This window comes from Kribbella speibonae (assembly GCF_004331375.1).
In the GTDB taxonomy this organism is placed as follows: Bacteria; Actinomycetota; Actinomycetes; order Propionibacteriales; family Kribbellaceae; genus Kribbella; species Kribbella sindirgiensis.
Window position 1 is genome coordinate 263,321 of sequence record NZ_SJKC01000003.1, and the last position, 14,428, is coordinate 277,748.

17 protein-coding genes are annotated in these 14,428 nt (G+C 69.5%); 11 read left to right on the forward strand and 6 right to left on the reverse strand.

Annotation, left to right across the window (positions count from 1 at the left end; translation table 11 throughout):
- Positions 1–74 precede the first annotated feature (74 nt).
- A complete protein-coding gene (locus E0H92_RS22520) occupies positions 75–674 on the reverse strand; it encodes a uridine kinase family protein (protein WP_202873772.1) in 600 nt (199 codons plus the stop codon).
- Positions 675–735: 61 nt separating this feature from the next.
- On the opposite strand from E0H92_RS22520, the gene E0H92_RS22525 reads away from it, so the two are divergent.
- Positions 736–1,167 (forward strand): hypothetical protein, encoded by a 432-nt coding sequence (locus tag E0H92_RS22525; protein WP_131497632.1) that lies wholly within the window; start codon positions 736–738, stop codon positions 1,165–1,167.
- Here the strand turns inward: E0H92_RS22525 and E0H92_RS22530 are convergent.
- Positions 1,124–1,996: a phosphotransferase gene (locus E0H92_RS22530; RefSeq protein WP_131497633.1), complete on the reverse strand. Its 873-nt coding sequence runs from the start codon at positions 1,994–1,996 to the stop codon at positions 1,124–1,126. The two genes, E0H92_RS22525 and E0H92_RS22530, sit on opposite strands and share 44 nt — an antisense overlap.
- Positions 1,997–2,081: 85 nt before the next feature.
- Complete coding sequence (locus E0H92_RS22535) at positions 2,082–3,029, reverse strand: sugar-binding transcriptional regulator (RefSeq protein ID WP_202868047.1); 948 nt, start codon at positions 3,027–3,029, stop codon at positions 2,082–2,084.
- Between the two features lie 126 nt (positions 3,030–3,155).
- Between E0H92_RS22535 and E0H92_RS22540 the strand changes: the two genes are divergently transcribed.
- From E0H92_RS22540 to E0H92_RS22570, 7 genes are read left to right on the forward strand one after another with little or no spacing between them, the layout of a single operon-like run.
- Positions 3,156–4,520 (forward strand): ABC transporter substrate-binding protein, encoded by a 1,365-nt coding sequence (locus E0H92_RS22540; protein WP_131497634.1) that lies wholly within the window; start codon positions 3,156–3,158, stop codon positions 4,518–4,520.
- Positions 4,521–4,531: 11 nt separating this feature from the next.
- On the forward strand, positions 4,532–5,494 hold the full coding sequence (locus tag E0H92_RS22545) for a carbohydrate ABC transporter permease (protein WP_131285908.1): 963 nt from the start codon (positions 4,532–4,534) through the stop codon (positions 5,492–5,494).
- Entirely contained in the window at positions 5,491–6,336 is an 846-nt protein-coding gene (locus E0H92_RS22550; RefSeq protein ID WP_131460300.1) for a carbohydrate ABC transporter permease, read from the forward strand. The genes E0H92_RS22545 and E0H92_RS22550 overlap by 4 nt, the downstream gene beginning before the upstream one ends.
- A complete protein-coding gene (locus E0H92_RS22555; RefSeq protein WP_131497635.1) occupies positions 6,333–7,790 on the forward strand; it encodes a mannitol dehydrogenase family protein in 1,458 nt (485 codons plus the stop codon). The genes E0H92_RS22550 and E0H92_RS22555 overlap by 4 nt, the downstream gene beginning before the upstream one ends.
- A 10-nt stretch (positions 7,791–7,800) precedes the next feature.
- Complete coding sequence (gene xylB / locus E0H92_RS22560) at positions 7,801–9,219, forward strand: xylulokinase (protein ID WP_202873773.1); 1,419 nt, start codon at positions 7,801–7,803, stop codon at positions 9,217–9,219.
- Between the two features lie 12 nt (positions 9,220–9,231).
- On the forward strand, positions 9,232–9,708 hold the full coding sequence (locus E0H92_RS22565; RefSeq protein ID WP_131460298.1) for a DUF3592 domain-containing protein: 477 nt from the start codon (positions 9,232–9,234) through the stop codon (positions 9,706–9,708).
- On the forward strand, positions 9,709–10,206 hold the full coding sequence (locus E0H92_RS22570; protein WP_131497636.1) for a YkvA family protein: 498 nt from the start codon (positions 9,709–9,711) through the stop codon (positions 10,204–10,206). It abuts the gene before it with no gap.
- On the opposite strand, the gene E0H92_RS22575 is transcribed toward E0H92_RS22570, so the two are convergent.
- Complete coding sequence (locus E0H92_RS22575; RefSeq protein WP_131497637.1) at positions 10,190–10,447, reverse strand: hypothetical protein; 258 nt, start codon at positions 10,445–10,447, stop codon at positions 10,190–10,192. The genes E0H92_RS22570 and E0H92_RS22575 overlap by 17 nt on opposite strands.
- Positions 10,444–11,187: a sulfite exporter TauE/SafE family protein gene (locus E0H92_RS22580; protein ID WP_131497638.1), complete on the reverse strand. Its 744-nt coding sequence runs from the start codon at positions 11,185–11,187 to the stop codon at positions 10,444–10,446. Before E0H92_RS22580 ends, E0H92_RS22575 begins: the two co-directional genes overlap by 4 nt.
- 82 nt (positions 11,188–11,269) lie before the next feature.
- Here E0H92_RS22580 and E0H92_RS22585 point away from each other — a divergent pair, with 82 nt between their 5' ends.
- On the forward strand, positions 11,270–12,145 hold the full coding sequence (locus E0H92_RS22585) for a LysR family transcriptional regulator (protein WP_131460294.1): 876 nt from the start codon (positions 11,270–11,272) through the stop codon (positions 12,143–12,145).
- On the opposite strand, the gene E0H92_RS22590 is transcribed toward E0H92_RS22585, so the two are convergent.
- Positions 12,142–12,846, reverse strand: a complete 705-nt coding sequence (locus tag E0H92_RS22590) for a TetR/AcrR family transcriptional regulator (RefSeq protein WP_202873774.1) — start codon at positions 12,844–12,846, stop codon at positions 12,142–12,144. The two genes, E0H92_RS22585 and E0H92_RS22590, sit on opposite strands and share 4 nt — an antisense overlap.
- A gap of 73 nt (positions 12,847–12,919) precedes the next feature.
- Here E0H92_RS22590 and E0H92_RS22595 point away from each other — a divergent pair, with 73 nt between their 5' ends.
- Both E0H92_RS22595 and E0H92_RS22600 read left to right on the forward strand, forming a co-directional pair.
- A complete protein-coding gene (locus E0H92_RS22595; RefSeq protein WP_131497639.1) occupies positions 12,920–14,020 on the forward strand; it encodes an FAD-dependent oxidoreductase in 1,101 nt (366 codons plus the stop codon).
- Between the two features lie 10 nt (positions 14,021–14,030).
- Complete coding sequence (locus E0H92_RS22600; protein WP_131497640.1) at positions 14,031–14,414, forward strand: hypothetical protein; 384 nt, start codon at positions 14,031–14,033, stop codon at positions 14,412–14,414.
- Positions 14,415–14,428 lie beyond the last annotated feature (14 nt).

Consider the following 14,428-nt stretch of genomic DNA (forward strand, 5'->3'; position numbering starts at 1 on the left):
CACCGGTCAACGGATTCCGTCTCACGGCCCCGATACCAACAGAACTTGGTGAACTTCAGGCGAACAACCGTGCGCTAGTGAGACGTCGCTTCGAGGAGAAGTGTCTCGATGCGGGCCCGGGCGGCCTTGGGATGCATCGGTTCGCAGCCCGCGGCGACGCAGCGGCGGACGACCTGTGGGTCGTCGCGGAGCAGCAGCAGCCCGCGGCGGAGCAGTGTCAGCGGGGGTTTGCGGTGCTCGCGGAGGTCCCGCTGGAACCGCCGGACGAACGTGACGACGCGGTGGTGGTACACGCAGATCGCGGTCGCCAGCAGGTCGCGGTCGCGGAGCGCGCCGGTGATCTGGTCGGCGAAGATGCCTTCAGCAACGATCAGCGGTGAGCCGCCGGTGGTGACCGGACGGTGACCGACAGTGCCGTCGGCCGCGATGTCGTAGATCGGGAGGTCGGCGGTTCCCGACGTACACAACCGCTCCAGGGCCGCGACCGCGCGGTCGCCGTCCCAGGAGCGTGGGTCGTCCCAATCGACGATCCCGAGCGGCGAGCGGGGCATCGCCTCGTCGTCGCCGTCGCGGTAGAAGTCGTCCAGCCGTACGACGGGCAGCCCGACCTGCTCCGCCAGGCGCGACTTCCCAGCCCCCGAAGGCCCCGCCAGCAGTACCACCCGTGAACGCACCGGCATATTCTCTTCCACTTCCTGCAGTAACAGCCAATCCGGTTGGCCCGATAATGGGGGTATGCCGAAACTGAAGCTGGGGGCCGCGTTCTACGGGCTGATCGCCGTCGGGGCGGTGGTGGCCGCGGTGCTGATCCTGCGCGGGGACAGCAGGTACGCCGGTGCGGACCGGTGGTACCTGATCGCGAGAGCGACGCTGCTCCTGCTGATCGGGGTGATGTTCGCCGTCGGAGCGGTCACGCGGCGCGGGCTGATGTCCGACGAGGGGCCGCGAATCTGCCGCCAAGGCTGGGTTGTCCTGGTCGTCCTGGTCTGCGCCGAGTTCGTGGTGTACGCGGTGGGTGGCGAGTGGGGCACGTTTCCGAGCATCGTGACGGTCTTGATCCCGCCAATGGTCAAGCGGTTGCAGGAGAAGTACTACGAGGGGCGGGACGAGGCTGAGCGGGAGCTCACTCCAGAAGTGCCTGACGAAGTGCGGCCTCCGACTGCTTGAACCAGTGGTTGGTGCGGTCGGTGAGCTCCGCCTCGCCGGTCGTCCACCGTTGGTGGAACCAGGGGTGGCCGGCCTCGGAGCCGCGGCGGACGTAGTCCATGCACCAGACGTGGTTGTCGGCGGCGGCGTCGACCAGGCGGAGGCGGTCGGCGTCCGTGAGGCCGTACGCGTTCGCGAAGCGGCGGAGACGGGCGAGCGACTGCCCACGCCGTACGTCGTGGATGTCCGCGTCCGGGCGCAACGGCGCCCACAGCCGGACGGCGGTGGCGACGTCCCACAGGGCCGACCCGGGTCCCGCGAGGTCGAAGTCGATGAGGGCGACCGCGACGCCGTCCCGGAACACCACGTTGTCGAGGTTCGGGTCGTTGTGGCTGATCAGCCCGGTCACGTACCCGGCCGGCACCGGCTCGGCCCACTCGAGCCGGGCGGGCCGGAAATCCGCCACCGCCTGGTGGTAGGACCGCAGCAGCACCGCCACGCTCTCGAGCGCCGCATCCGTCATGGACCACGAGGGGTACGGCGCTGTCACGGTCTCCCCGGGCAGGTACGAGAGCACCTCCCGGCCCTGCGAGTCCACCCCGAGGAACGCCGGAGCGCCCTTGAATCCGACGCTTTCCAGGTGCTGCAGCAGCGCATGCGTCGCCGTACTACTGGCGCGCAGCGGCCGCCGGACGGTATCTCCGACCCGCACCACCAACCCGCGGTTCGCCGTACCTCCGACCAGCTCGACCTCAGCAGCCGAGGACGTCTGGGGACCCCGCGCCGTAGCGAGCAGGTGCTCGGCGGAGTGCCTCGGTGTGCTGGAGGGAAGGTCACGATGCGGATCCATCGTCACCTTTCCTCCAGTGCAGCGAGGCGCCCGCCGAGTGCCGCGCAGTAGGCGTGGGGTCTCCAGACGTCCTCAGCATCGCCGGTCAGTCTGACTGTTGCAGCAGGGCCTTCGCCAGGGGTGCGTGGGTAACGATCGCGTTCACCAGCCCGCTGCGGACGGCCGCCCGCACCGCCTCCACCTTGGCCAACCCGTACGGGATCGCGATCACCTCGTCGATCGTGTCCATCTGCTCGGCGTTGATCGCGATCACCCGATCGGTGACCCGGCTCTGCACGGGTACGCCGTCCGCGTCGACGAAAACGCCCGAGATGTCCGCCACGACGCCGCGTTTCTGCAACTGCTCGCAGGCCTTCTCGTCCATCGCGTCGTACAGCGTCGACTGGCCGGCCGACCACGATCCGAGCCCGACGACCGCCTTCGACACCGAGTCGAAATGGCTGATCGCCTCCGCGACCTCGGGCTGCTGCCGCAATGCCCGCGCCGTCGCGGCGTCCGGGACGACGAGCGGCGCGTAGAACAGGTACGCCGGTCCGCCCGACAGGCGCGCGGTGTGCCGGACGAGCTCGACCGAGTTCGCTTCGACGTCCGGACGGGTCAGCGCACCCGTCAGCTGCACGACCGGCACCGGGGCGAGTGAGGTCAGCTGCTCGGTCATCGCGGTCACGGCCCGCGCCCAGGCCAGCCCGAGCACGTCGTCGGGTGTGACGATCTCCGACAGCAGATCGGCTGCGGCCTTGCCGAGCTGCGTCCGCAGAGCGGGCTCGTCGATCTCGGGGGTGTCCACCACGATCGCCCGGCGCAGCCCGAAGGCCTCCTGCAGGCGGGCGGACAGGTCGAGATCGATGGCGCCGGGATGGCTGATCTCGATCCGCACCAGCCCACTGCTGCGCGCCTGGTCGAGCAACCGCGCGACTTTGAACCGGCTGAGCCGGAACTCGTCCGCGATCTCCACCTTCGACCGGCCGTCGACGTAGTACCGCCGCGCGATCGACGCCGTCAGCACCAGCTGTGCCGGCCCGAACGTCTCCATCCAACGCCTCCCCGCTCATATGAGCACACGTGTCCCCAAGTGTTGCACAGACCCTTGACAGGTCAACCCCCTTCCCGGTTCACTCATGGTGTGAGCGGAGGCATGCTCAAATGAGCGGAGGCAGATGTGCTGAGTAGGCGCAAACGCATCGGAGCGGTCGCCGTCGCATTCCTGGTGAGTGCGGCGAGCGGCTGTGCGGGCTGGGGAGGCGGCGCGGGCGGCGGCGGTGAGGACAGCATCAACGTGCTGATGGTGAACAACCCGCAGATGGTCGATCTGCAGAAACTCACCGCCGACAACTTCACCAAGCAGACCGGTATCAAGGTGAACTTCACTGTGCTGCCGGAGAACGACGTCCGGGACAAGATCAGCCAGGAGTTCTCCAGCCAGGCCGGTCAGTACGACGTGGCGTCGGTGAGCAACTTCGAGATCCCGATCTATGCCAAGAGCAAGTGGATCGCGCCGTTGTCGGACTACATCGCAGGAGATCCGTCGTTCGACCAGGACGACGTCCTGAAGCCGATGACGCAGTCGATGACCGCGGACGACGGCAAGATCTACGGCGAACCGTTCTACGGCGAGTCGTCGTTCCTCATGTACCGCAAGGACATCCTGGCGGCCAAGGGCGTCACGATGCCGGACAAGCCGACCTGGCAGGAGGTCGCGGACATCGCGGCCAAGGTGGACAACGCGCAACCGGGGATGCGCGGGATCTGCCTGCGCGGCCAGCCCGGCTGGGGTCAGCTGTTCGCGCCGCTCACCACCGTGGTGAACACCTTCGGCGGCACCTGGTTCACCCAGGACTGGCAGGCGCAGGTCAACTCGCCGGAGTTCACCGAGGCGACCAAGTTCTACGTCGACCTGGTCCGCGCCCACGGTGAGGCGGGCGCGCCGCAGGCGGGCTTCACCGAGTGCCTGAACAACACCATCCAGAGCAACGTCGCGATGTGGTACGACGCCACGTCGGCGGCCGGTTCGCTCGAGGCGCCGAACTCGCCGGTCAAGGGCAAGATGGGCTACGCGCCCGCGCCGGTCGTGAAGACCGACAGCTCCGGCTGGCTGTATGCGTGGGCGTGGGGCATTCAGGAAGCGTCGAAGAAGAAGGACAACGCCTGGAAGTTCATCTCCTGGGCGTCCGGCAAGGACTACGAGAAGCTCGTCGGCGAGAAGGTTGGCTGGTCCAACGTTCCGGCCGGGAAGCGCGCGTCGACGTACGAGCTGCCGGAGTACGTCAAGGAGGCGTCGGCGTTCGCGGAGCCGACCAAGAGCGCGATCGAGAACGCTGACCCGAAGAACCCGGGCACCCAGCCGCGGCCGGCGCCGGGGATCCAGTTCATCGACATCCCGGAGTTCCCGGATCTCGGGACCCAGGTCAGTCAGGACGTGAGTTCGGCGATCGCCGGGCGGATGAGCGTCGACGAGGCACTGAAACGCGGGCAGGTGCTCGCCGACGACGTCGCCGAGCGGTATCGCTCGCGGCAAGCGAAGTGAGGGGAGGGGTCATGTCTGTCGAAGCGAAACCCGACACCAAGGCGGCCGGGCGCCACGCCACACCGCCGCCGGGCTCCGAGGGCACATTGATGCGCAGGACCGGCGACTGGGCCCGGCGGGCACCGTTGCTACCCGCGCTGGTGTTCATGATCATCGTCACCCAGCTGCCGTTCGTGGTCACGATCGTCGTGTCCTTCATGGACTGGAACGCGTACTACCCCGACGAGCGCGGCTTCGCCGGGATCGACAACTTCCGGCGCGTGATCACCGACGCGAACACCCGGCACGCGATCTGGGTGACGATCCTGCTGACCGCGGGCGTCGTCCTGATCAGCCTGGTGCTCGGGCTGCTGATCGCGCTGCTGCTGGACCGCAAGTTCCGCGGCCGGGGCATCGTCCGGACGATGATGATCACGCCGTTCCTGGTCGTCCCGGTGGCCGCGGCCCTGCTGTGGAAGCACGCGCTCTACAACCCGACGTACGGCCTGTTCAACGGCGTGCTGAAGTGGTTGTTCGGTGACAACGCGCCGCAGCCGGACTGGATCAGCAACCAGCCGCTGTGGTCGATCATCTTCGCGCTGGTCTGGCAGTGGACGCCGTTCATGATGCTGATCCTGCTGGCCGGTCTGCAGAGCCGTCCGCTGGACGTCATCGAGGCGGCCGGGATCGACGGCGCGAACCAGTGGGAGATCTTCCGCTACATGACGCTGCCGCACCTGCGCCAGTACCTGGAGCTGTCCGCGCTGCTCGGGTCGATCTACGTCGTACAGAACTTCGACGCGGTCTTCACGATCACATCCGGCGGGCTGGGTACGGCGAACCTCCCGTACACGATCTACCAGACCTTCTACACCGCGCACGACTACGGCCGGGCGTCCGCGGCCGGTGTGATCGTGGTGATCGGCACGATCGCCATCGCCACCTTCGCGCTGCGCTCGGTGTCCACGCTGTTCCGAGAGGAGACGGGCCGATGAGCGGCCAGGTCACGATTGTGACGGGCAAGAAGAGCCGTGGCGGCGGGTTCGTGCTGGGCGGGCTGGCGTGGATCGTCGGGATCCTGTTCGTGCTGCCGGTGCTGTGGATGCTGCTGACCTCGTTCCACACCGAGGAGGACGCGGCGAAGAACCCGCCGGACATCGCAGCGCCGCTGACGCTCGACGGCTACCGGTCGTTCTTCGACACCGGACCGTGGCCGTCGATCGCGAACTCGCTGACCGCGAGCATCCTGTCCACGGCCCTCGTCATCCTGCTCGCGTTCCCGGCGGCGTACGCACTGTCGATCCGGCCGGTGAAGAAGTGGACGGACGTGCTGTTCTTCTTCCTGTCCACGAAGATGCTGCCGGTGGTGGCCGGCCTGCTGCCGATCTACCTGTTCGCGCAGTCGGTCGGGTTCCTGGACAACATCTGGCTGCTGATCATCCTCTACACCTCGATGAACCTGCCGATCGCGGTCTGGATGCTGCGGAGCTTCCTGTCCGAGGTGCCGGTGGAGATCCTCGAGGCGGCGTCGGTCGACGGGGCGAACCTGCCCCGCACCCTGCGCTCCGTGGTGGCCCCGATCGTCACGCCGGGGATCGCGTCGGCGGCGCTGATCTGTTTCATCTTCAGCTGGAACGAGCTGCTGTTCGCCCGGGTGCTGACCGGCACGGTGGCGCAGACGGCTCCGGTGTTCTTGACTGGGTTCGTGACCAGTCAAGGATTGTTCCTCGCCAAAGTCTGTGCCGCGTCCATCGTGGTGTCGTTGCCGGTGCTGATCGCCGGGTTCGCCGCCCAGGACAAGCTCGTCCAGGGTCTGTCGCTGGGGGCGGTCAAGTGAGGCTGTCCGCTGCCGCACTGGATGCTCTGGGCACTGACGTCGCGGTGCCGTCGTACGACCGTACGGCGGTGACGCCCGGGATCGTGCACTTCGGGGTCGGTGGGTTCCACCGGGCGCATCAGGCGATGTACCTGGATCGGCTGATGAACGACGGTAAGGCGCTGGACTGGGGGATCGTCGGCGTCGGCGTGCTGCCGCACGACCGGCGGATGGCGGAGGTGATGGCGGCCCAGGACTGTTTGTACACGTTGGTGATCAAGCACCCGGACGGGATGCTGGAGCCCCGGGTGATCGGTTCGATCGTGGGGTACCTGTTCGCACCTGACGATCCGGACGCCGTGCTGGCCCGGATGGTCGACCCCGCGACCCGGATCGTGTCGTTGACGATCACCGAGGGCGGGTACCACGTGAACCAGGTGACGGGGGAGCTCGACATCGCGGGACTGGAGGCCGACCTGGAACCCGGGGCGGTCCCCAGCAGTGCGTTCGGGTTCATCGTGGAGGCATTGCGCCGGCGGCGGGCGGCCGGCGTACCGCCGTTCACCGTGATGTCGTGCGACAACATCCCGGGCAACGGGCACGTCGCGCGCAAGATGCTGGCGTCGTTCGCTCGTCTCCAGGATCCGTCGATTGCGGAGTTCCTGGAGAACGAGGTGCGGTTCCCGAACTGCATGGTCGACCGGATCACGCCGGTGACCGCGGACGCCGACCGGGCGGCGCTGGCCGAACGGTTCGGGGTCGAGGACGGCTGGCCGGTGGTGTGCGAGCCGTTCACGCAGTGGGTGCTCGAGGACGACTTCGGCGGCGAGCGGCCGCCGTACGAGCAGGTCGGCGTCCAGATCGTCGAGGACGTCGAACCGTACGAGTTCATGAAGCTGCGGTTGCTGAACGCCTCGCACCAGGCGCTGTGCTACCTCGGGTTCCTGGACGGCTACCGGTACGCGCACGAGGTGTGCCAGGACAAGTTGTACGTCGACTTCCTGCTCGGCTACATGGACCACGAAGGGACGCCGACGCTGCCGCCGGTGCCCGGGGTCGACCTGGACCGCTACAAGCACCAGCTGATCGAGCGGTTCGCGAATCCCGAAGTACGGGACACGCTGGCGCGGCTGTGCGCGGAGAGCTCGGACCGGATCCCGAAGTGGCTGCTGCCGGTGGTGCGCGAGCAGCTCGCGGCCGGCCGGGAGATCAAGCGCTCGGTGCTCGTGGTCGCGTCCTGGGCGCGGTACGCCGAGGGCGTCGACGAGCAGGGCAAGCCGATCGAGGTCGTCGACCGGCTGCGCGACAAGCTCGTCGAGCGGGCGCAGCACAACCGGGAGGACCCGCTGGTGTTCATCTCGGATCCGGACCTGTTCGGGGACCTGGCGTCGGACGAGCGCTTCGTCACGCCGTACCGGGCTGCCTTGAAGTCACTCCACGAGATCGGCGCCCGCGCCACGCTCGAAGCGCTCTAGTGTTGGGGTTATGACTGAGCTGAGGCTGGTCGCCGGAGTGGACTGCTCCACCCAGGCGACCAAAGTTCTGGTGTGCGACGCCGAGACCGGAGCGGTCGTTCGCGAAGGCCGGGCGCCGCACCCGGACGCCACCCAGGTGGACCCGGCCGAGTGGTGGAAGGCGTGGGAGATCGCGTCCGACGGCCTGCTCGACGGCGTCCAGGCGGTGGCGATCGGCGGTCAGCAGCACGGCATGGTCCTGCTGGACGACGCCGGCGAGGTCGTCCACCCGGCGGTCCTCTGGAACGACACCAGTTCCGCCGACGCCACCACCGAACTCATCACCGAACTGGGCGGCCCCGAAGCCTGGGCCGAAGCAGTCGGCTCCGTCCCCGTACCGTCGTTCACGGTCACCAAGCTCCGCTGGGTACGGGACAAGGAGGCGGCGCGGCGGGCGGCTGCTGTGGTGTTGCCGCATGACTGGATGACGCATCGGCTGGCGGCTGATCGGTCCGGGATCGAGGGGATCACCACCGATCGCGGGGATGCGTCCGGGACCGGGTGGTGGTCGCCGGCGACCAACAGCTATCGAACCGACCTGGTGGAGCTCGCCTTCGGGCGCCAGCTTGCTCTTCCGCGCGTGGCGGGACCGGCGGAGATTGTCGGCCAGACGTCCTTCGGCGCCGCGCTCGCAGCAGGCACCGGTGACAACGCGGCGGCCGCGCTCGGCCTCGACCTCCAGCCCGGCGACGTGGCCGTCTCCCTCGGCACGAGCGGTACGGCGTTCGCACGCTCGACGCACCCGACCGCGGACCCGACCGGTCTGGTGGCCGGTTTCGCCGACGCGACCGGCGAGTACCTGCCGCTCGTCTGCACGCTGAACGCGGCCCGCGTGATGTCCGCGACCGCGCAGATGCTCGGCCTGGACCTGTCCGCCTTCGACGAGGCCGCCATCACCTCGGCGGGCAGCGACGGCCTGGTCCTGCTCCCGTTCCTGGACGGCGAGCGTACGCCGGACCTCCCGCACTCGACCGGCCTGATCTATGGCCTCACCCGCGCGACCATGCAGCCCGCGACGATGGCCCGCGCCGCGGTCGAGGGTCTGCTCTGCGGCCTCGCCGACGCCGTCGACGCGCTCCGCGACCAGGGCCTGCCGGTGCACCGCGTCCTGCTCCTCGGCGGCGGCGCCCGCTCCCGCGCCGTACAGGCTCTCGCTCCGGCCCTCCTCGGTGCCGAGGTCGTCCTCCCCGAGCCGGCCGAGTACGTCGCTCTCGGAGCCGCCCGCCAAGCGGCCTGGGCGTTGTCCGGCGCGGCCACACCGCCGACCTGGCAGGTCCCGGTCGGCAAACCCGAGCCGGCGATCACCGTTGACGCCGCTACGATCCGCGCCAACTACGGACAGGTCCTCACCAAGACACGCCCCCTGCTGGCGGACCCTTACAACCGGTAGCGTCATGCATCGATGACGACCCAGCCGTACCAGCCCTTCCAGCCTGAGAGCCGGCGCCGCCCCGATCGGAAGCTCCAGGCCATCATGACGTTGGGCGCGGCGGTGGTGCTGTTCGTGTTCGGTTACTACGAGTGGCACGAGGTCGAGGTGCTGAAGCATCGCGGCGTCGTCGTCGAGGCGACCATCGACCACGTCAAGACCGGGAAGCGGGCCCGGATCACGGTCAGCTACACGACCCGCGACGGTGAGCCGGTCACCGCGAAGACGTCGTACTCGACGACGCCCGAAGCGGTCGGGGACAAGATCCGGGTGGTGTACGACCCGCAGAAGCCCACGCGGATGCAGGTGGTCGGCGAGCTCGACTACCTGGAGACTTACGTCGCTGTCGGCTTCGGGGCCATCCTGTGCCTCGCGGCCCTGGTCCTCGCGCTCTGGCCTCGCGGCCCGTCGAATCAGGCATCGCCGCAGGTCTCGCCCTACCCTTGGTGAATGGTGTACTTCGGTGGGTTGCTCGGGCTGGTCGGGCTGCTGACGTTGCTGTTCCGGGACGGTGACGTCGTCGGGCTGCCTGCCGTCGCGGCCGGGATCGGGCTGCTGGTGATCGGCGCCGGGGTCGGTGCGCTGGGTGCGGTGCGCCGCCGGGCGGTCCGGCGGCGGAAGATCGCCAACGGCGAGCCGGTACCGGTCGGGAACGTGATCGATCGCGCCAAGGCACTGCCGCGGCTGCTTCGCGACGTACGCCGGGGCGCCTACACCGACCTGCCGAAGAGCCGCACGTTCCTCTGGCTGCTGGCCCTCGTCTACCTCGTCTCGCCGATCGACATCCTCCCGGATCTGCTCCCGATCATTGGTGTCACCGACGACGCGGGCGTCGGCGTCTGGCTGCTGACGAGCGTGTCGACCGCGGCCGGTCTCTACCTGCGGAAGGAACGCGAGCAACTCCCGCACGAGCCGCCGACCGGCCGGCGGGCTACGGACGGCGGCTGACCCAGTCGGCCACGTCCTCGGCCGCTTCCTCGGGATGCTCGTACGCGAACCGCTGCAGCGGGTCCGCGGGCAGCTCGCACGAGCCGAGACGGTTGGCGGCGGCAACCAGTTGCTCGGCCGCCGCGAGCACCCGGGCCGCCTGCGCCACCGCCTCCACGGGATCGTCCAGCCCGACCGCTTCGGTCGCCAGGTCCGCGACCGCGCACGCCTGGTAGGCCATCGCCAGTTGTCCGGGCGTCATCCGAACGCCCGTACGAAGAACATCCCGGTCATCAGGACAGCTGTGGTGAGGACCAGTCCGCGGAGCATCGTCGGAGGCAGTCGCCGGACGAGGTGCGCCCCGGCGTACCCGCCGATTACCGCGCCCGCGAGCAGGGCGACCAGGTGCAACGGCTGCGAGAGTACGTCGGCCGCGAACACGAAGATCACCGCCGCGGTCAGGTAGACCGCCGCCACCTGGATGACTCGCAGCGGGTTCCCGCGGGCCGGGTCGAGGGTGGTCGTCGCGGTCCAGAACGCGAGCATCATCAGCCCGACCGCGCCGCCGAAGTACCCGCCGTAGATCGCCAGCAGGAACTGCCCGGCCAGGATGGCGGCCGGTCCCGGCCGACCGAGCCGGAGCGCCGCCGTGAGCCGCTTGCCGAAGGCCAGGACGACGGTCGCGAACGCCAGCAGCCACGGGACCGCCGCGTCGAAAGAGGCCGAAGGCAACAACAACAGCAGACCCGCCCCGATCGCGCCGCCGGCGATGCTGGCGAGGGTGAGCCGGATCGGCGACGGCCGGCTGAAGCCCTCGATCTCGCGGCGGTAGACCCAGGCGCTGGTCGCGTTCCCGGGCAGCAGCGCGACGGTCGTGGTCGCGTTCGCGGTGACCGGCGGCATCCCGGCGGCGACCAGGGCGGCCAGCGCCACGAAACTCCCGCCGCCGCCGACCGCATTCAGCGCGCCGGCCGCGACACCGGCCAGGAGGATCAGCAGCACCCTTCGAGGATCCGGGTTCGGCGCGCACTCCACAATGCGCGATCGCCATAGCCAGCCTTAGCCTGAGCCTTAGGCTGGTCCCATGCGGTACGACCTCGACGACCTCCGGCTCTTCACGCACGTCGCCGCGGAAGGCTCGATCACCGGCGGCGCGCGTGTGATGCACCTCAGTCTGCCTTCGGCGAGCGCGCGGGTCAGAGCGCTCGAAGCGCAGGCCGGCGTACCTCTGCTGGTGCGCGAGCGACGGGGCGTCCGGCTGACCCCGGCCGGCGCGACCCTGGCCCGGCACGCCCGTGAGGTGCTCGCCGAGACCACCCGGTTGGACAGTGCGGTCGCGTCGTACGCCGTCTCGCGGTCGGCGCCGATCCGCCTGGTTGCGGGCGGGTCCGCGATGCACCAGCTCGTCCCGGCTGCCCTCGCCACGTTCCTCCGCGACCACCCGGAGTACGACGTGAACGTGAGCGAGCGCCGTACGATCCGCAGCGTCCGCCTGCTCGCGGCGGGCGAGGCGGACCTCGGCGTGATCCTCGACGACGAGCCGACCCAGTTACGGACCGAACCGCTGGCCGACGACTCGCTGGTGGTGATCGGCCAGGCCGGCGGCATCCTCTCCGGACGGACGTCGATCGCGTACGCCGAGGTTGCCGAGCATCCCCTCGTCGGTCTCGTGCCGAACTCGCCGCTCAGTCAATGGATGGACGATCGCCTCGGACCGCACGCGCCGGCGCCGCGCTATCGCACCGTCGTCCCCACCCTGCACGCGCTGATCACCTTGGCCACCGCGGGTGCTGGCCTCGCGATCGTGCCGCGCCGGGCCGTCGACGCCAGCACTGCCGTCGAGATCTGTCCGCTGCAGGACTCCTGGTCCACCCGCCGGCACCTGCTCTGCTACGCCGCGAACGCCCCCGAGCCTGCTTACCTGCTCGCGACCTACCTGCACGCGGCCGCCACCCGCTAGCCCTGAAGGTGCTTCTCTATGCCGTCCAAGAGGAAGCCCAGGCCTAGTTCGAACCGCTCGGTGGCATCGCGGTGCTCGGCGTCGTGCATCGCCTCGGACATCATCGGGTAGTCGCCGGTGGCGAACATCGCGAGCAGGTGCGGCGCCATCGCGTGCTGCCAGGCGCGCTCGTCGAGTCCGGAGGCGCGTTCCGCACGCCGCTCGCCGACCTCGGTCCGGACAACTCCGCGCAGGTAGGTGGACAGGGCCGAGACCGTGTTCATGATCGTGTCGATCTCGCGGAGGCCGGCCGCCCGGAGCGCGGCAAGGGTCGCCTCGCTGTGCGTGACAGCGGCTGGGCCGAAGCGCGGCCGCCCGTCGAGCAGATCGGCCAGCCACTCGTGGCGTAGGCCGGCATCTCGAATCCCGTGCGCGTACGACCGGGCCACGTCCCGCCAGCCCGATCCGGCCGGTGGCGGAATCTCGGCGTACACGGCGTCGACCATCAGGTCGAGCAGTTCGTCCTTGGTGCCGATGTAGCGGTAGAGCCGCATCGGGCCGGCGTCCAGTTCCCCGGCGACCTTGCGCAGTGAGACGGACTCGAGGCCCTCGGCGTCGGCCAGGGTCACCGCGGCGCGGACGATCCGCTCCCGGCTCAGCGGGCTGGGTGCCCGCCGCTCGGGCGGCTCGGGCCGGTCCCAGATCGACGGAGTGTCTGCCACCTGACGCACGATACACCGCCTCGATCGAGACGGTGTATCGTATCGATACAGTGTATCGACAGAGAGGCTGACCATGATCGCGATCATCGGCGGCGGTCCCGGCGGGCTGACGCTCGCGCGGGTCCTGCACGTCCACGGCATCGACGCCGTCGTCTACGAGCGGGACGCATCCCGCCGGGCGCGGGCCCAGGGCGGCATGCTCGACCTGCACGCCGACACCGGTCAGCTCGCCCTGCGCGCGGCCGGGCTGGAGGACGAATTCCTCGCCGCGGCCCGGCGCGAGGGGCAGGACCATCGGATGCTGGATCACACCGGCACGGTGCTGTTCCGGCACGACACCCCGGACGACGCGCCGATGGCCCGTCCGGAGATCGATCGTGCCGACCTGCGTGACCTGCTCGTCGACTCGCTCCCGGCCGGGTCGATCAGCTGGGGCCGCGCCTTCAGCCACGCCGAGCCGCGGTCCGCCGGCGGGTACGTCGTCCATTTCGCCGACGGCAGTCTGGTGGAGGCCGACCTGCTCGTCGGCGCCGACGGCGCGAACTCCCGCGTCCGCGGGCTGCTGACCGACGCCGAGCCCGAGTACGCCGGTTCCATCGCGCTGCAGAGCACCATCCACGACGCGGACCGCACGCAGCCCGAACTCGCCGAGATGGTTGGCCGCGGCAACTTCTGGGTCTTCGGCCCCGACCGGCGGCTGTCCGCCCAGCGGCACGGTGACGGCAGTATCGGAGTCAGCCTGTCGCAGCAGGGTCCGGAAGACCTGTTCGACGAACACACGGACCCTGCCCAACTGGTCGACGACTGGGATCCCAGGTTCGGGTGGCTTCTGCGCGCCTGCGACGAGCCGTTCGTGGTGCGCAAGATCGCCGTACTGCCGATCGGCCTCACCTGGCCGCGCCGGTCCGGGATCACCCTGCTCGGCGATGCCGCGCATCTGATGCCGCCCGTCGGCGAAGGAGCGAACGCCGCCATGCTGGACGCGGCCGAACTCGCCCTGGCCATCGCCGCGCAGCCGGGCGACCTGAACGCAGCGGTGGCGGCCTACGAGCCGGTGATGCAGGCTCGCGCGGCCGAGGCCGCGAAGTTCTCCGCGCGGGCGCTGGAGATGATCTCCGGACCGGACGCCGCCCAGAAGGTACTGCGGTTCTTCCAGCCCGATCCCGTCGACTAGCGTCTGAGGTATGAACCCGGACGAGGCGATTCCCCTGCAGGCGTTCGGTGCGTTGCTGCACAGCCAGAACCTCGGCATGGTGTGCCGGGCGCTGAACATGTACCAGGTGGCCGCGGCGTACACGCAGGTGAGTGGCGGAAACCCGCTCGAACCGATGGCCGACGAGGTACGGCAGGTCGCGCGGGGGATCCTGGCCCGGCCGCCCGTCGAGGCGGACGCGGACGTCCCGGCCGGCTTCGACCACGTCAGCGCGCTGAACGTGCTGACCATCCTCGCCGAGCCGAACGACCTCGACCTGATCACCGGGGTGCTCGACCACGCGGCGACCGACCAGGTCCGCGCCGTCGCTTCGCTGGCAGCAGACACCGCACGCCGAAAGCCGCCTGGAACGTAGAGATAGCGTTGCGT